Raw genomic sequence first — 16728 nt, 5'->3', positions numbered from 1 at the left:
GTATTGCAGGGTTTACCGAGGCGCTGGGGAGCGAGGGAGATCCAATTTCATGCATAAAAAACCGGCCACTTTCGGACCGGTTTTTTTGTTTTCTGCATTTCCCGTCAAAACCATCATGACGTGAGACTGGCGCGGGCAAAGGGAATCGAACCAGAAGAAAAACCAATGCCGAGCTTCTAAAGCAGCTGATCAATCAAAACCGCGTTGGTATAGACCAAGCTTCCGTCGCTCGCTCGATGCCCGACCAAATGGAACTGACCGCGCCCGTGCTGCAAGTAGACGCGCATTTGGCAGTCGGACAAGGGGTCGTATCCCTCTGGCAGGATCAAATTCATTGAGCTCATGTCGACATCAACCATGGCTTCAGGCTCATGGGTCTTCTGTAGGCGTTCTTCAGCTTGCTCCAGACGCAGATGGAGGGGGCCATCGACATCAAAGCTGATCTCACCCACCGGGGTGGACTTTGGGGCGCCGCTGGGTTTGCACCAGCCTTCGATCGTCAGGTTACTCATGACGAAATCTCCGTCGTGGACTGCTGGACTCTGTAGCTCTTGTCTCTTCTCATCATCCGGATTGAGTATAGCTGGCAACCCGGCCTTGCTTGCTGTACCCACGTCAATTCGCCACGCCCATTTAGTCCCGAGAGACGTATTGCTGATATCCATAGTTATATGTAGCGAATAGTTTTAAACGGTTAACTTAATGTTCGAATTGGAATATCTGGCCAGCAGATTTTTCAGAAAAAGCGCTTGTTCCCGTCCCTGCACTATACTTTGTGCTGACTTTACCGTCGGAATGGATGGTACTTGTCTGCCCTGCTTGGACGTCAGTGGCGATGCTGTTGCATAACCAGTGAACAACAGGAATAGGATGAGCAGAAAATGGCAATAGCAATTATCTTGATACTAATCGTTATTGCATCAGTGTTGTTCCACATACTAGCGCCTTGGCATGCGACACCGGCAGCTTCCAACTGGGGGTCCATAGACACCACCCTGTTCATCACCCTGATCATTAGCGGAATATTTTTCATCGCCATCACGGTATTTATGGCGGTAGCCGTGATGCGTTATCGTCACAAGGAGGGTGCCAGGGCGCACTATCAGCCAGAAAATAAAAAACTCGAAACATGGTTGATTATCGTGACATCGGTAGGTATTGCCGCGATGTTGGCGCCAGGTCTGGTGGTTTACAGTGATTTCATCCGGGTGCCGAAAAATGCTTATGAACTTGAAGTGGTCGCCCAGCAGTGGCAGTGGGCCTTTCGTTTTCCCGGCCAGGACGGGAAGCTGGGTAAGTCGGATATCAAGTTTGTTGATTCCACCAATCCCCTCGGCCTTGATCCCAAGGATCCTGTTGGGCAGGACGATGTGCTGATAAAAAACAATGAAGTTCGCCTTCCGCTCGATCAGCCCGTGAAAGTTTTACTGCGCTCTAAAGATGTGCTGCACAATTTCTATATCCCGCAAATTCGCAGCAAGATGGACATGGTGCCGGGGATGGTGTCGTACTTTTGGTTTACACCGACTAAAACCGGGAAATATGAAATCCTTTGCGCTGAATATTGTGGCGTAGGTCATTACAACATGCGCGGCCAGATGATCGTGGAAGAGCAGGGCGCCTTCGATCAATGGCTGAACAGCCAACCGACTTTTGCGCAGACATTAACGACAGCTGCCAAACCCAGTCAGAACAGCGTGCTGGAAAAAGGTCGCTTGTTGGTCGAAAAATATGGCTGCGGTGCCTGCCATAGCCAGGATGGCAGTACCAGTCTCGGCCCGGGATGGAAGGGGCTGTACGGCCGCACTGAACAGTTTGCCGATGGCACCAGTGCGCTGGTCGATGAGGCCTACCTGAAAGAGTCGATCCTCGATCCGAAGGCCCGACTGGTACAGGGCTACCCGCCGGTCATGGTGGCCTATACTCTCACTGAAGATGAATTGGGTGCTGTCGTCGCCCTGATCAAATCACTGGGTGCCGCGGAGCAAGAACCTTCTGCCAGCGAAAAATTGGACAGAGGTGACGACTTGGCGACGCAGGGGCAGCGGCTGGCCGAGTCGCTCGGCTGTCTGGCCTGCCACAGTGTTGATGGCAGCAAGGGTGTCGGCCCCAGCTGGCAGGGCCTCTATGGCGAGACCGTAACCCTTGCCGACGGTACGAGTATCAATGCCGACGAGGGCTATATAAAGGACTCGATTCTTAATCCCGGCGCCAAAATCGTCAAAGGCTATGCAGCCGTCATGCCAGCCTTTACCCCCAGTGATCAGGAGTTGAACGCGCTGATCGCTTTTATCAAATCCAAAGCGAATGCCGACGCTGATGCGAGCAAGGCGGAGCCAGGGAAGTAGCCGTAAAGCAGCCAGGAATGCACCGAAACTTCGAACAGGAGGATGACGTGATGGCCTATGCGGAGCAAGCCGAAACAGAAGCGCTACACGAACCCAAAAGCTTCCTGACCAAATATATCTGGAGTCAGGACCACAAGGTCATCGCCATTCAATATTCCTTGACGGCTTTATTCGTGGGCGTTATCGCCGTGGTGTTGTCCGGCTTGATGCGTATACAGATTGGCTTCCCCGGCACTTTGGCGTTCATGGACGCCAGTGCTTACTATCAGGCGATGACCATGCACGGCATGATCATGGTCATTTACTTGCTGACGGCCTTGTTTCTGGGTGGCTTCGGTAACTATCTGATCCCGCTGATGGTGGGCGCCCGCGACATGGTCTTCCCCTATGTCAACATGCTGAGTTACTGGTTCTACCTGCTAGCGGTAGTGGTGTTGCTCTCCAGTTTCTTTGTCCCTGGCGGCCCCACTGGTTCGGGCTGGACGCTCTATCCGCCACAGTCCATTTCTCAGGGGACACCGGGGGTCGAGTGGGGCATCGTCCTGATGCTCGTTTCACTGGCGATTTTTATTGTCGCAGCCACCATGGGTGGATTGAACTACGTCACCACGGTGTTGCAGGCGCGCACGCATGGCATGACTTTGTTTCGCATGCCGCTCTCCGTATGGGGAATTTTCACTGCCTCGATTATGGCCTTGCTGGCCTTCCCGGCGTTGTTCGTCAGTGCGGTCATGATGCTGTTTGACAAGCTGTTGGGCACCAGCTTCTTTATGCCGGCGATGATCTCGCTGGGGCAGCAGATCGATCACCAGGGTGGCAGCCCAATATTATTCCAGCACCTGTTCTGGTTCTTCGGCCACCCGGAGGTCTACATCGTTGCTCTCCCTGCGTTTGGCCTGGTCTCCGACTTGATCAGCACGCATGCGCGTAAAAATATCTTCGGCTATCGAATGATGGTGTGGGCCATTATTGCGATTGGCGTACTCAGCTTTGTGGTCTGGGCGCACCATATGTATGTCAGCGGAATGAACCCGTACTTTGGCTTTTTCTTCGCCACTACCACCTTGATCATCGCGGTGCCGACCGCACTGAAAGTCTACAACTGGGTGCTGACCCTATGGCGGGGCGATATCCATCTGACCGTGCCGATGCTGTTTGCCCTGGCCTTTATCGTCACTTTCCTGGTCGGCGGTCTGACCGGGTTGTTTCTCGGCAATGTGATCGTGGATATCCCGCTCTCGGACACCTATTTCGTCGTCGCCCATTTTCATATGGTCATGGGGGTTGCACCGGTATTGGTGGTGTTCGGCGGCATTTATCATTGGTTCCCGAAAGTCACCGGGCGCATGTTGAACGACACCCTGGGCAAGTTGCATTTCTGGATTACCTTTCTGGGTACCTACGCCATCTTCTTCCCCATGCACTATCTGGGTTTCCAGGGCATGCCACGTCGTTACTACGCCTATGAAAACTACGCGTTCATTCCGCAGTCAGCGCAAGAGTTGAATGCCTTCATTACGGTGGTCGCATTGATCGTCGGCGTTTCCCAACTGCTGTTCCTGTTCAACCTGGCCTGGAGTGCATTCAAGGGCAAGCCCGCAGGCAGTAATCCCTGGGGGGCGGCCAGTCTGGAATGGCAAACGCCGAACACCCCGCCGATACACGGTAACTGGGGAGCGAAGCTGCCGGTCGTGCATCGCTGGGCCTATGACTACAGTGTGCCGGGGATAGAACAGGATTTCGTTCCGCAAACGGTCTCCGCCGAGGAGCTGGAGCAGATGCGGCAACTGAGTGCCGGAACCAAGATAGCGGACGTTAAAACATGAAAAGGCTGCTATTGAGAAACGCCGACGGCGCTGACCCCGGCGGCAGTTGGAGTCGCGACCCTGGGGGGATTCAGGCCACCGAGGCTGATAGAAGCCAAATCGCAAGAACGGGCCTGCGCTTGTTTCTGGGCGTGGTGAGCTCGTTATTCTTTCTTTTCCTGATCGCCTTTATCGCCCGTTCACAAATGGCCGACTGGCTCCCCCTGACAGACCCCTTGGCGCCGTTAGCCAATCTCTGGCAGCTATGGCTGAATTCGGCTTTTCTGGTATTGAGTTGCATTGCATTGCAGTGCTCGCGTATGGCCGCCCGGCAGGCTCGACTGGACGCTACGGTCATTGGTTTTGCGTTGGGGGGCGTATTTGCCATTGCCTTTCTGGTGGGGCAACTCTGGGTCTGGCAGCAGTTTGTCGCCTGGGGCTACTTTGTCGCCAGCAATCCGGCCAACAGTTTCTTCTACCTGTTGACCGGCTTGCATGGGCTCCACCTGCTGGGCGGGCTGATAGCCTGGAGCATAATCGGCGCTAAATTCCTGCGTCGCGTGCCGTTGGCGCAACTCAGCGTCAGCGTAGAGCTCTGTACCACCTATTGGCACTACTTACTGGGTCTTTGGTTCGTGCTATTCGCTTTGCTGGCCAGCACGCCGCAAACCTATGAAGTCATCGCCAGATTCTGCGGCCTGAGGTGAAAAGCCATGGCATCGCACCCATTTGCCCCAGGCGAATCCAGTTCATCCAATCCACCAGACTCACCGCCTGCTCCGGGATGGCAGGGCATCGCCAGCGACTGGTCCTCGGATAGAGAGGTCTTCAAGCAGGTCCCTTGGGGCAAGGCGATGATGTGGATATTCCTGCTCAGCGATACGTTTATATTCACCTGTTTTTTAACCGGCTACATGTCGGTACGCATGACCATCACCACCGCCTGGCCGAACCCCAGTGAAGTGTTCGCATTGACGATCGGCGGTAGAGAAATCCCGCTTATTCTGATCGCGATCATGACCTTTGTGCTGATCAGTAGCAGCGGCACCATGGCCATGGCCGTTAATTTCGCCTATCGCCGTGATCGCGCGAAAACCACTGCCCTGATGCTGGCGACCGCTGCCTTGGGGGTGACCTTCGTCAGCATGCAGGCATTTGAATGGAGCAAGCTCATCGCAGAAGGAGTGCGTCCCTGGGGGAATCCCATGGGAGCGGCGCAATTTGGTGCCAGCTTTTTCATGATTACCGGTTTCCACGGACTGCATGTATCAATTGGCGCCATCTACCTCAGCATTGTGGCGATGAAAGTTTTTCGGGGAGATTATGAGCGCTCCGGAAACTATCAGAACGTCGAGATAGCCGGGCTTTACTGGCACTTCGTGGATTTGGTGTGGGTGTTTATTTTTGCTTTCTTCTATTTATGGTAGAGGAGCACGGGTGATGGCACATGCTCAGGGTCAGCAACATCCAATCAGTTTGTACCTTAAAATCTGGGGGCTGTTATTCGTCCTCAGCACGATGTCGTACCTTGTCGACTATTTCCACTTCCATGGCTACCTTCGGTGGTCCCTGATTATCACTTTCATGTTGTTGAAGGCAGGTTTGATTGTCTCCATCTTCATGCACATGGCCTGGGAACGGTTGGCCATGGTCTACGCCATATTGTTGCCACCTTTGTGTTTACTGGTGCTCGTCGGACTGATGGCCACCGAGGCAGACTATGTTTTCCTCAGCCGGGTCATTTCCTTCGGCCAATAAGCGGCGTCCGGTGGCCTTGAGTCTCCAGGGCTAACCCGATATCACTCGCTTGAACTGATGCCATTTGTGCTGCCAGGCCACTGTCCAGTGGGGGGCAGCGGTTCCTGTGCCGGCGACCGTCAGCTTTGGATGATGTTCAATGACTCGATCCAATACCGGTTCCTGATTCGGTTCAACATCCACGAAGAAGATATGTTTTCCCTCTTCTACCATCTGTTTAAAATTGCGGAAGTGAGCGTTCGGCACCTGAATACCAAAAAAACCGCCTTCCCAGATGCAGAAGCCAAATATAACAATGGCCAGGAAGATAAAAGGCACCCAGCCTGCGGCGGATTCGGTCCAGCCCATCCAATAGGCGCCGCCAAGGATCAGCGCCGCGAGTGGCACGCCGACCAACGCACCAATCTCGCCAGAGTGAACAACATCCTGTTTCATCAACGAGTTAACCTCGTGGAGGTGATGTTCTTCAACATCAGCAACTTGTTCACTGAGCACATGAATTTGTTCGGTATTGATGCCGTTGGCTTCCAGTTCATTTTCAACGGACTCGAGATCATCGAGATTGTCACTGATGTAATAGTGCCGATTCATGCCACACCTCCCATCTCGTATTGGCTGTAGACCTCCTTTGTCTTGCAGCCGTTAACTGAGATTTGCAGTCGGTATCTGTACCCGTGGGGAACGTTGCACACTTGATGCAATTCGTAGGAAGTATAGCATTCGCTAGCATGCGGGGCGGGCAACGTCAAGATCTGAGAGGTGGCAGCAGGGCCTGGCGTAGCCCGACGAATTCTGTGTCGAAGTGCCATTGGTAAATTCGCTCAACGAGGGCGGAAGCAGGGGGCGGATATTCAAAACAGTCGTTGCAAGCCCCTAAACCCCCAGACACAAAAAACCGGCTATCAAGCCGGTTTTTTCTAATCCACCCCAGCGCCTTATCCAGATTCGCCGAAAGATCCTTCTTCGCCTGCACCCATCTCTCGATCCTCAAACGCAGAACGCACGGCCTCCACGACGCGTCCCGCCATGCGCTCATCTTCAAGCTGCGGGTACCCTTTCTTTAGCTTACCGGACACCGCCCAGCTGTTCTCCTTGATGGAACGGATGATGCGGTTCGCATCCAGGTCTGGCATTTCCAGTACCTCTTTCAGCTGCTCCTGAGCTCGCTGAAAGATCACCAGTACTCTGGCTTCATCCGCCATTTCCTTTCGAATCGTGTGTTCGACGACGCGTGCGGTGTACAGGACGTGTTCGGTCAGATCGGGATACCGCCAGGCAAAACACGCGTCCTCGTATTCATCGAAGATGAAGTTGCTGCGAGTCCCGTCCTCGTAGGTCACGAGTTCGCCGAACCGATAGGCCGCTGCGTAACGTCGCATGAACGGTCGCGAGAACACTTCTAGCGTACGGTCGTAGCCGGCCCTGAAGTCGATCGAACTCGTGATTGTGGCTGACACCGGCAGTATTACGCCGTCGGCCACTGCTTTATCCCGAATCAGGGTGTCGTTGATAAGGAAGCGATGAATCCGGCCATTGCCATCGCGCATGGGATGGATATACACGAAGCCAAATGCCAACACAGCGGCACGTGCCACTGACTCCGCACCACGCGTTGCGACCTCAAACTCGTTGAGTCCTGCCAATAGCTGCGCAAGATCCGCGAAATGGGGGGCAATGTAATGCACGATGTCCTCGCGCATCGTGGCCTGCCCCACAAACACAGGGGAGCGCCGCAAGCCCAGTCCAATGGCGTCACGCCCTAGAATGCCGGCTTGCAGGGAGTGCAGGCTGTCGTCGCTCAACGGATCTTCGATATGTCCGCAGTACTGGGCAATGACATGGGCAAACCGCTGGATGCGATCGGCCTGGTCGGCTTCCTTTTCGATGAGAAAGCTCGCGCGCGATTCCTTGAATGTCAGCCAACTGGCGGTACGCATCAGGATGTCGGGGCCAAAGGCCTGGTCCAATTCATCCAGTGCCTCGCGCAGATCGAATTGCAGAGCGTCCTGCACTGGCGCCGTACGACGAACCAAGGGGCAGAACTCAGCCGTCCCCGGCAGATTGTTATTGATTCGCCAGCGCCGCGTTCGCAGTGCTTCGCGACGAGTCAGGTAATCTTGTGGCGAAAGTACATCAACATAGCCGCCATTCGTCACGTCTGGCACATCCAGACGTTCCCCTGTCAGCCATTCGTAGAGGAACCCCGTGCGACGGGCGTACTGGCCGAATGGCTCCCGTCGGCACCAGTCTTCGACAGGCTGCGGACCAATGGCCGCAAACAGGCGGGCGAAGAACTCGAGATGGATCTCTTCGTACTTGAGGCCGAATTCGAAGTGTCCTGCGAAATCGTCTGCGGGCCGATAGCTTGCCGGATACCGGTTCTCCACATTTCCGGCACTTTCGCGACTGACACGTACAGTGCCGATCATCGAGTCGACTCGTAGAGGTTGTGCCAGTGCGATGTCGTAACGGTTCGCGAGGGTCTTGAAACCGACTTGCATTGACGAAATCCTTTACTGGGGCAAGAAAAACGCTAACAGAAGATCAATCATATGCGAAAACGTTAATTTTCATAGATGTGAAAACATTAACGCCTGATGAAATTTGATAATAAACCCGTGCTTTTAGAAAAAAACGCTAACAGAATTCAGGGTAGTCGTTAACGCCCGAGAGCACTTACTCATCGATCAGCGGATAATGGACGAAAATTGGGGGATGTTTCAGAGCCCGATTCCACCAAACCCCAGACACAAAAAAACCGGCCATCGAGGCCGGTTTTTTTTTGTTCCTGCATCCCCCGCCAAAAAAACTGACGTGAGACAAAAATTCGATTGGAGCGGGTGAAGGGAATCGAACCCTCGTTATCAGCTTGGGAAGCTGGAGTAATGCCATTATACGACACCCGCTCAGAGCGGCTGACTTTGTACCAGATGTGCGTGTGAAAATGAAGTTTTTCTTTGCACGCGATGGCTTTAGCACGGGTGAAACGAAAGCAGAGACCGTATTGCGGTCTTTCGCGGGCAAGCCACGCTCTCACAGGAACGTTTAAGGCTGCAGGGCGGGGCTTGCTCGCGATGACTCTGTTTCAAATTGCCAATGCATGGTGGTCCTGAACGTAGTGGTAACGCGGCCGGCTTTCGTGTTGCGCCGGTTTCAGGAAACCCAGCAGTGCGTTGCGGCTGTCTCGGCAGGCAGCTTTATGCTCCATGTCGAGAAAGTGGCCGGTGGCCTGAAGGGTGCTGAAGGTGCTGTGCTGCACGTGGCCGGCGAACAGCCTGGCATCGTCGGCGGCGGTGTACTCGTCCCATTCGCCGTTCATGAACAGCACCGGCACGTTGATTTTCTTCGCCGCGTTCAGGTAGCACTGACGGTCGCTGTTGAGCACGTCGCTGATGTGAAAATGCATCTGCCCGTATTCATGTTCGGCCAACGAACTGACGTGACGGTAGTTGAAGCGCTTGAACAGCGAGGGCAGGTGTTTGCCGATGGTGCTGTTCACCAAGTCACCGACCCGGTTCCCGTCACGGCTGCCGAGATAATCGACACCGCGCTCAAGGTAGTCGAGCATGTGCTCGTTGACCACCGGCGAGAACGAGCTGATCACGGCCTTTTCGATGCGCCGTGGCCGTTGGGCGAGGGCGACGAGAGTGGCGGCGCCACCAAAGGAAAACGACAGCACGTGCTCGGCGGCGAAGTGCTCGATCAGCTCAAGGAGGATCTGCCCTTCGATTTCCTTGGTGAGCATTTTCTCATGCAGATTGTGGGCCTTGGACTTGCCCGCGTAGGGCTGGTCGTAGCACACCACATTGAACTCTGGGTAAAGGTTTTTCACGGTCTGTGCAAACGACGCAGTCGTGGACATCGAGCCGTTGACCAGAATGATGGTCTTTTCTGCGGCGTCTGCGCGATAGAACTCCGTGTAAACCCGATACTGCCCTTGTATATCCAGCACAGCGATTTCTGGCCTCATGTCAAAGACTCCTGGCAAGCGGGTATGCGCGCAAATCAGATTGCACGAGCTTTGTGACAGGTAGGCATACGCCTGGAATTTTTGAAGGCCCATGTCGATCCATTGAAGGCCGGTCGACGGGTATTGTTATAAGCGGGCAGTTTGCCGGGGGAAGGCGGAACCTGAGGGTTCTCTGCCGGCAAAAAGTTTCTTAGAGTAGTTTTGGTGACTCGTCGGTCACATTTCGCGCCGACGTCCTGATTCAAGCAGGGGTCACGTCATCGCGCAAGTATCTTTCGTAAAATTTTCAGCGGCTTCTGCTGAGCGGTCGCCTGCTTAGATCATTCGGATCTCATCGCTGCTCAACGGCCGGTATTCGCCAGGCTTCAACGTGTCGTCGAGCACCAGCGGTCCCATGCATTCGCGGTGCAGGCGCAACACCTTGTTGTCGAAGTGGCCGAACATCCGTTTGACCTGATGATAGCGGCCCTCGACGATGCTCAGGCGCGCAGATTTTGGCCCGAGTACGACCAGTTCGGCAGGTTGTGTGGTGAGGTCTTCGAAGGCGAAATACAGCCCTTTGGCGAAGGTGATCGCGTATTCGGCAGTGATGTCCTGTTCCGTCTCGACGTGGTAGATCTTGGGCAGTTTGGTCTGCGGTTGGGTCAGGCGTCGCGACCAGCTGCCATCGTTGGTGATCAGCATCAGGCCGGTGGTGTTGAAGTCCAGGCGACCGGCGATGTGCAGGTCATCCTTGTCCGGTTCATCGATCAGGTCGAGCACCGTCGGGTGTTGCGGGTCGCGGGTGGCACTGACGCAGCCGGGTGGTTTGTGCAGCATGAAGTAGCGGGCCGGCTTGCCAACTTGCAGCACCTCGTCGTCGACTTCCACGCGGCTGAACTCGAGCACCTCGGCGTGGGGGTCGCTGACGACTTCTCCGTTGACCCTGACGCGCTTTTCCACCAGCAACAGGCGTACCTGCTTACGGTTGAAGCGGGGCAGGTTACTGAGGAAGCGGTCAACGCGCATGGCTAGGGTTCGGTGGGAGGATTCGGTGGGAGAGCACCGCGCATCTTACGTGATCGGCTCAGCGGCTGCTTGCAACTGCATCTCGACCTGGGCGCAGGCCGGGCACAGGCAGGACTTGTCGCGCAGTTCGGCGGGCAACGCCTGGAGCACCGCCGGATCGATGCTGACGCCGTAGCACCAGCAGGCACGATCGACGGTTCGCGGGTCAGCCAGGCTGCAGTCGTTGGAGGCGCCGCAAGCCGGGCAGAGGTCAGGTTTATTCATGAAGGGCATTCGATTACGGCCGGTTTGCTTGGCCCGAGACCGCGCATGATCGGCCGGCAAGCACTCCTGCGCAAGCCGGTGATCCTGGAAATCAACGCCGATCGTTCAGATACGCCCGCCACCCGCCCAAATGACTGATATCCACCGCCCCCTCCAGGCCATAGGGCTCACAGATAAACCCGCTCTCCCAGCGCCCGTCCGCCAGTTGCACCTTGCCCAACCCCAGCGGCGCCGCAATGGCGGTCAGGAACGAACCCAACTCACTGCTTGGCAACTCCCATACTTCGACCGCAATCGCCGCGCCACCTTCCTTCACTCGGACCATGCCAGGGCGATAGGGTGGGCCACCGGCCAGGGCATACAGCCGATAGTCGGGGGAACTGTGAGTGACTTCGAGCAAACGGGCTCCACGCTGCTTGAGTTGCCAGTTCAGCGCCAGCCCATCCAGGTGTGCGCCGCAGACCACCAGCCGTGCGCGATCATTGCGCGCAATATTCGTCGGCGCAGGCGCGGCCAAGCCTTGCTGACGTTGCAAGGCATCCGCCACGCTCAACAGATACTGATCGGTAAACGCCCGGCCGAACAACGTCACGCCCCATGGCAAACCATTGCCCATGAATCCGCTGGGCACGGCGACGGCGGCGTAATCGAGCAGGTTCATGAAGTTGGTGTAGTAGCCCAGTTCCGAGTTGCGCAGCACCGGCTCGGCCGCAAGCTCCGCCAGTGTCACCGGGCGGCCGATGGTTGGCGTGACCACGCAATCAAGGCCTTCCAAAGCTTTGTCGCACAGCACTTTCAAGGCCTGCAGACGGTATTGGGCGCGGAAGGTTTGCACGCCGGTCACCGCTGGAGCCTTGGCCAATACGGCGCGAATCACCGGCAGCACGGCTTGAGGATGTTGCTCCATCAACTCGCCGGCCACGCTGTAACGCTCCGCCACCCACGGCCCTTCGTAGAGCAACCGCGCCGCTTCGAGAAACGGCGACAAATCCAGTTCGACCGCTTCGCCGCCCATGGCTTTGAGCTGGTCGATGGCGTCGCCGAACAGCAACGGGCCTTCATGACAGCCGAAGAACGCCAGATCCCGCGCACGGGGTACACCGAAACGGAATGGACGCGGTGTGCCGAAGGCCGAACCGTCATTCCACAGCGGATTACTGCGGCTGTATTCGTCCCGTGGATCGAGATGAGCGGTGAGCGCGAGCAACTCACTGGCCTCCCGGGCAGTGGCCGTGAAGGTCGTGACGCAATCGAGCGTTCGACAGGCCGGAACCACACCGGCAGTGGAGATCAGCCCTTTGCTGGCTTTCAAACCGACCAGATTATTCAATGCCGCCGGCACACGACCGGAGCCTGCCGTGTCCGTGCCCAGGGAAAAGCTCGCCACGCCGAGCGCCACCGCCAGTGAAGACCCGGCGCTGGAACCGCCCGACGGATACTCCGGCCACACGCTGTTCGGGCAAGCGCCATACGGCGAGCGGCTGCCATTGAGGCCAGTGGCGAACTGGTCGAGATTGGACTTGCCCAACGGAATCGCACCCAGTGCCAGCAGTTGCTCGACGATGGTTGCCGAGCGTTCCGGCACATAGGCAAACGCCGGACACGCCGCCGTGGTGGGAATGCCCGCCAGGTCGATGTTGTCCTTGATCGCGAACGGCACGCCGTACAGCGGCAGGCTGCCTGGGTCACGATCGTCGAGGGCAGCGAGGTACGGTTCCAGTTCCAGGGCGTTGAGCAAATGGATGAACAGGTGATAATCCGGGTTCAGTGCCGCGGCTTTTTCCCGCAGGCTCAGCAGCAGTCGTCGAGGCGTAGTGCTGCCGTCACGGTAAGCATTGCGCAGGGCGTCGAGTTGCAGATTGATGTTCATGGCGTTAATCCTTTTTTAATGGCTTGAGTCGAGTTCCAGCACCACCACACGCTGCCCGGCGCGCACCGCTGAACCCGGTTGCACGCGAATCTCGCGCACCACGCCCGCGATGGGCGCGAGCAGCGGGATTTCCATCTTCATCGACTCCAGAATCACCAGCACATCCCCCGCCGCGACCCGGCTGCCAGCCTGCACCTGAACCTGCCAGAGGTTGCCGGCGATGTGGCTGTCGACGCTCTGCTGACCATCGGCTAACGGTGCATCTTCGGTCACTTCAGGGGCCAGCTCTTCGCTGTCGAAATGCGCCTGGCCGCTGGCGATCCAGCGTTCGCGCTCGGCGTTGAACGCGTTTTTTTGCTGATCCCGAAATGCCGCGATGCCCTGGGCTTCTTTCGTCAAAAACGCCTGGTAATCCGCCAGATTCAGCTGACTGTGTTCGATGTTCAGATCAAAGCGCCCAAGCGGGAAATCCCGACGAATGCGCAGCAGTTCATCGGCGTTCACCGGGTAGAACCGGATCTGGTCGAAGAAGCGCAGCAGCCACGGCTTGCCGTCGAACGCGGCGACTTCGCGGTAGCGATTCCACATCTGCAGCGTGCGACCGACGAACTGATAACCGCCGGGGCCTTCCATGCCGTACACGCACATGTAGGCGCCGCCGATGCCTACCGAGTTTTCCGCGGTCCAAGTGCGGGCCGGGTTGTACTTGGTCGTCACCAGGCGATGCCGAGGATCGAGCGGGGTGGCGACCGGTGCGCCGAGGTAGACGTCGCCCAGGCCCATCACCAGATAACTGGCGTCGAACACGGTGCGCTGCACTTCGTCGAGGTTCGGCAGGTCGTTGATGCGGCGGATGAACTCCAGATTGCTCGGGCACCAGGGCGCGTCCTTGCGCACAGTGGTCATGTATTTCTCGATGGCCAACTGGCAGGCCGGATCATCCCAGGACAGTGGCAGATGGACGATGCGCGACGGCACTTGCAGGTCCTTGGCAGCGCACACGGCGTCCCATTCACCGGCGACAATGCCCAGCAGATCGGCCAGCGGCAGTTGTTCGGGTTGGTAGTGAACTTGCAGCGAGCGAATGCCCGGCGTCAGGTCGATCACGCCGTGCAGGTGTTTGCTTTCCAATGCCTGCATCAATGCGTGAGCGCGAAAGCGCAGGACCAGGTCCAGTTCGGGGGCACCGATTTCCAATAATAAATGAGTGTCGCCCGATAACCTCGCAACCAGTCTTGTGTCGTCCTGACCCAAATCCAACACCACAGGCGACACAATCCCCTGTGGGAGCGGGCTTGCTCGCGAAGGGGCCAGATCAGGCACCGCATCAACTTCTTCGTGAGCAAGCCCACTCCCACATTGATCCCATTTCAAGGCGAGATTGCGCGCGGTCTTGAGATCGACCGGGACGAACTGAACCTTGTCCCCAGCCTTGAGCTGTCCCAGTTGCCAAAGGTCCGCCTCGATCACCGTCACCGGGCAGACAAAGCCACCGAGGCTCGGGCCATCGGGACCGAGGATTACTGGCATGTCACCAGTGAAGTCCACCGCGCCAATCGCGTACGGATTGTCATGAATATTTGACGGGTGCAATCCCGCTTCGCCGCCGTCGGCCCGCACCCATTCAGGTTTCGGCCCGATCAGCCGCACACCGGTGCGGCTGGAGTTGAAATGCACTTCCCACTGCGTGGCGAAGAAGGTGCCGATGTAGTTTTCGGTGAAGTATTCCGGGGCACCGTGAGGGCCGTAGATCACCCGAATCTGCCGCACGGCGGGCAACTCGGTAACGTGCTGGATCGCCAGGCTTTGCCCGGCGCTGTGGTCGCTCAAGGCCGGAATATGCAATACGTCCCCAGCGCGCAATGCACGACCAGCATGCCCACCAAACTGGCCGAGGGTGAAGGTACTTTTGCTACCCAGATAATCCGGCACTTGCACGCCACCGCGCAGGCACAGATAGCTGCGCGCGCCTGCACCGCCAAGGGTGCCGAGGCTCAAAGTGGCACCGGCAGGAATCAACAGTGCGGTATTCATCGGCACCGCTTCACCGTTCAGCATCAACGCAATCACCGCACCCGTGACGGCCACCACCGCCTCACAATTGAAACGCAGCAGCGGCCCGCTCATGGTGATTTCCAGCGCCGCTGCACCTTGGTCGTTACCCAGCAAGCGATTGCCCAGACGCAGTGCCCGGCTGTCCATCGGCCCCGACGGCGGCACGCCCACCGCCCAGTAACCGAGGCGTCCCGGATAGTCCTGAACGCTGGTCTGCGTGCCGGCGCTGAGCACTTCAAAGGTGTTGGCTTGATAGACCAGGCCTTCCAGGCAACGGGTCCACGGCTGGCCGCTGGCAAAGGGCGTATCGAGCAGAATCTGCCGCAAGTAATCGCGGTTGGTTTCCACCCCGTACAGCAGGCTGTCACCCAGAGCCTGATGCAGATCTACGCGCGCTGCTTCGCGAGTCGGTGCCCAGCTGATGACCTTGGCGATCATCGGATCGAAGTACGGTGGGATTTCGCAACCGGCCTCGACCCACGTGTCGATGCGCAGGTGTTTGCCATCGGTAATGGGGAAGTTGACGGTTGTGAGCAGACCGGGACTCGGCTGGAAATCCCGACCAGGATCTTCGGCATAGAGTCGTGCCTGAATCGCATGACCGTTGGCTTTCAAACCCTGGCTCAACTCGCGCAGCGGCGGCAAATCACCGGCCGCCAATTCCACCATCCAACGCACCAGGTCCACGCCCCATACTTGTTCGGTGACGCCGTGCTCCACCTGCAAACGGGTATTCACTTCAAGAAAATAGAAACGCTGGGCATCGCTGTCGAAGACGAACTCCACAGTGCCCGCGCTGCGGTAATTCACCGCTCTGGCCAATTTGATTGCCGCTGCACAGAGCTCCTCGGCCATGCCCTCGGGCAGGTTCGGTGCCGGAGTTTCTTCGAGGACTTTCTGGTTGCGTCGCTGCACTGAGCAGTCGCGCACGCCGAGGGCAAGCACCTCGCCCTGGCCGTCGCCGAAGACCTGCACTTCCAGATGCCGGGCGCGCTGGATGTACTTCTCGATGAACACGCCGGCGTCGCTGAAATTGTTCTGACCAAGGCGTTTGACGGTTTCGAATGATTCGCTCAATTCGCAGGCGCTGCGGCATTCGCGCATCCCGATGCCGCCACCGCCGGCGGTGCTTTTGAGCATCACCGGGTAGCCGACCTGTTCGCCGGCTATCAACGCTGCGTCGAGGCTATCGAGCAGCTCGGTGCCTTCAAGCATTGGCACGCCGTGTTGCTTGGCCAATGCGCGAGCGGTGTGCTTGAGGCCGAACACCCGCAGCTGTTCCGGTGTGGGACCGATGAAGGCGATGTCGGCCGCTTCGCAGGCTTGGGCGAATGCGGCGTTTTCCGAGAGAAAGCCATAGCCGGGATGGATCGCGGTGGCGCCGGTGGCTTTTGCGATGGCGAGGATTTTGTCGACCGCCAGATAAGTGCCAGCGGCAGCGCCTTCGCCGAGGCTGTGAGACTCAAAGGCTTGGAGGATGTGCAGGCTGGCGGCATCGGCTTCGGAGTAAACGGCAACGCCCTTGACCTGCAATTCATCCAAGGTACGCAAGATGCGACAGGCAATGGCGCCGCGGTTGGCAATGAGGACTTTTTCGAACATGGCATAACCCCCGGAGGCGATAACGCATCAGCCTCGACCTGGGATGCG

At 57.4% G+C, this 16728-nt stretch carries 13 protein-coding genes and 1 tRNA gene; 5 read left to right on the top strand and 9 right to left on the bottom strand.

What is annotated here, in order from left to right:
• Positions 1-176: 176 nt before the first annotated feature.
• Entirely contained in the window at positions 177-512 is a 336-nt protein-coding gene (locus BK662_RS34985) for a hypothetical protein (RefSeq protein ID WP_185047197.1), read from the bottom strand.
• A 369-nt stretch (positions 513-881) separates the two neighbouring features.
• Here BK662_RS34985 and BK662_RS29475 point away from each other — a divergent pair, with 369 nt between their 5' ends.
• From BK662_RS29475 to BK662_RS29455, 5 genes are read left to right on the top strand one after another with little or no spacing between them, the layout of a single operon-like run.
• Positions 882-2348 (top strand): cytochrome c oxidase subunit II, encoded by a 1467-nt coding sequence (locus BK662_RS29475; protein WP_123360460.1) that lies wholly within the window; start codon positions 882-884, stop codon positions 2346-2348.
• 50 nt (positions 2349-2398) lie between these two features.
• Positions 2399-4174: a cytochrome c oxidase subunit I gene (gene ctaD, locus BK662_RS29470; protein ID WP_123360733.1), complete on the top strand. Its 1776-nt coding sequence runs from the start codon at positions 2399-2401 to the stop codon at positions 4172-4174.
• Positions 4171-4860, top strand: coding sequence for a cytochrome c oxidase subunit 3 (locus BK662_RS29465; protein ID WP_123360458.1), 690 nt, complete (start codon positions 4171-4173; stop codon positions 4858-4860). Before ctaD ends, BK662_RS29465 begins: the two co-directional genes overlap by 4 nt.
• A gap of 6 nt (positions 4861-4866) precedes the next feature.
• Positions 4867-5580, top strand: a complete 714-nt coding sequence (locus BK662_RS29460) for a heme-copper oxidase subunit III family protein (protein WP_123360457.1) — start codon at positions 4867-4869, stop codon at positions 5578-5580.
• A gap of 13 nt (positions 5581-5593) precedes the next feature.
• Positions 5594-5911: a cytochrome C oxidase subunit IV family protein gene (locus BK662_RS29455; RefSeq protein WP_123360456.1), complete on the top strand. Its 318-nt coding sequence runs from the start codon at positions 5594-5596 to the stop codon at positions 5909-5911.
• Between the two features lie 30 nt (positions 5912-5941).
• On the opposite strand, the gene BK662_RS29450 is transcribed toward BK662_RS29455, so the two are convergent.
• The 8 genes from BK662_RS29450 to uca form a co-directional block, all read right to left on the bottom strand.
• On the bottom strand, positions 5942-6502 hold the full coding sequence (locus BK662_RS29450) for a magnesium transporter (protein WP_123360454.1): 561 nt from the start codon (positions 6500-6502) through the stop codon (positions 5942-5944).
• Between the two features lie 344 nt (positions 6503-6846).
• Entirely contained in the window at positions 6847-8412 is a 1566-nt protein-coding gene (locus BK662_RS29445) for a Fic family protein (RefSeq protein WP_123360453.1), read from the bottom strand.
• A gap of 331 nt (positions 8413-8743) precedes the next feature.
• Positions 8744-8817, bottom strand: a tRNA-Gly gene (locus BK662_RS29440).
• 179 nt (positions 8818-8996) lie between these two features.
• A complete protein-coding gene (locus BK662_RS29435) occupies positions 8997-9881 on the bottom strand; it encodes an alpha/beta fold hydrolase (RefSeq protein ID WP_123360451.1) in 885 nt (294 codons plus the stop codon).
• A gap of 315 nt (positions 9882-10196) precedes the next feature.
• On the bottom strand, positions 10197-10889 hold the full coding sequence (locus BK662_RS29430) for a pseudouridine synthase (RefSeq protein WP_123360450.1): 693 nt from the start codon (positions 10887-10889) through the stop codon (positions 10197-10199).
• 45 nt (positions 10890-10934) lie between these two features.
• Positions 10935-11153: a cysteine-rich CWC family protein gene (locus tag BK662_RS29425; protein ID WP_032836298.1), complete on the bottom strand. Its 219-nt coding sequence runs from the start codon at positions 11151-11153 to the stop codon at positions 10935-10937.
• Positions 11154-11244: 91 nt separating this feature from the next.
• Entirely contained in the window at positions 11245-13023 is a 1779-nt protein-coding gene (gene atzF, locus BK662_RS29420; protein ID WP_123360449.1) for an allophanate hydrolase, read from the bottom strand.
• 15 nt (positions 13024-13038) lie between these two features.
• On the bottom strand, positions 13039-16680 hold the full coding sequence (gene uca, locus BK662_RS29415) for an urea carboxylase (RefSeq protein ID WP_123360447.1): 3642 nt from the start codon (positions 16678-16680) through the stop codon (positions 13039-13041).
• Between the last annotated feature and the right edge of the window lie 48 nt (positions 16681-16728).

This window comes from Pseudomonas frederiksbergensis (assembly GCF_003732275.1).
In the GTDB taxonomy this organism is placed as follows: Bacteria; Pseudomonadota; Gammaproteobacteria; order Pseudomonadales; family Pseudomonadaceae; genus Aquipseudomonas; species Aquipseudomonas frederiksbergensis_H.
Note: the sequence above shows the minus strand (reverse complement) of the source record. Positions and strands in the feature narration are given on the sequence as shown.

Bases quoted from the DNA above. Each gene is read 5' to 3' on its own strand.
- BK662_RS29450 (WP_123360454.1), bottom strand. From the start codon at position 6,502: ATGAATCGGCACTATTACATCAGTGACAATCTCGATGATCTCGAGTCC.
- BK662_RS29445 (WP_123360453.1), bottom strand. From the start codon at position 8,412: ATGCAAGTCGGTTTCAAGACCCTCGCGAACCGTTACGACATCGCACTG.
- BK662_RS29475 (WP_123360460.1), top strand. From the start codon at position 882: ATGGCAATAGCAATTATCTTGATACTAATCGTTATTGCATCAGTGTTG.
- BK662_RS29455 (WP_123360456.1), top strand. From the start codon at position 5,594: ATGGCACATGCTCAGGGTCAGCAACATCCAATCAGTTTGTACCTTAAA.
- ctaD (WP_123360733.1), top strand. From the start codon at position 2,399: ATGGCCTATGCGGAGCAAGCCGAAACAGAAGCGCTACACGAACCCAAA.
- BK662_RS29460 (WP_123360457.1), top strand. From the start codon at position 4,867: ATGGCATCGCACCCATTTGCCCCAGGCGAATCCAGTTCATCCAATCCA.
- BK662_RS29430 (WP_123360450.1), bottom strand. From the start codon at position 10,889: ATGCGCGTTGACCGCTTCCTCAGTAACCTGCCCCGCTTCAACCGTAAG.
- uca (WP_123360447.1), bottom strand. From the start codon at position 16,680: ATGTTCGAAAAAGTCCTCATTGCCAACCGCGGCGCCATTGCCTGTCGC.
- BK662_RS29465 (WP_123360458.1), top strand. From the start codon at position 4,171: ATGAAAAGGCTGCTATTGAGAAACGCCGACGGCGCTGACCCCGGCGGC.
- BK662_RS29425 (WP_032836298.1), bottom strand. From the start codon at position 11,153: ATGAATAAACCTGACCTCTGCCCGGCTTGCGGCGCCTCCAACGACTGC.
- atzF (WP_123360449.1), bottom strand. From the start codon at position 13,023: ATGAACATCAATCTGCAACTCGACGCCCTGCGCAATGCTTACCGTGAC.
- BK662_RS34985 (WP_185047197.1), bottom strand. From the start codon at position 512: ATGAGTAACCTGACGATCGAAGGCTGGTGCAAACCCAGCGGCGCCCCA.
- BK662_RS29435 (WP_123360451.1), bottom strand. From the start codon at position 9,881: ATGAGGCCAGAAATCGCTGTGCTGGATATACAAGGGCAGTATCGGGTT.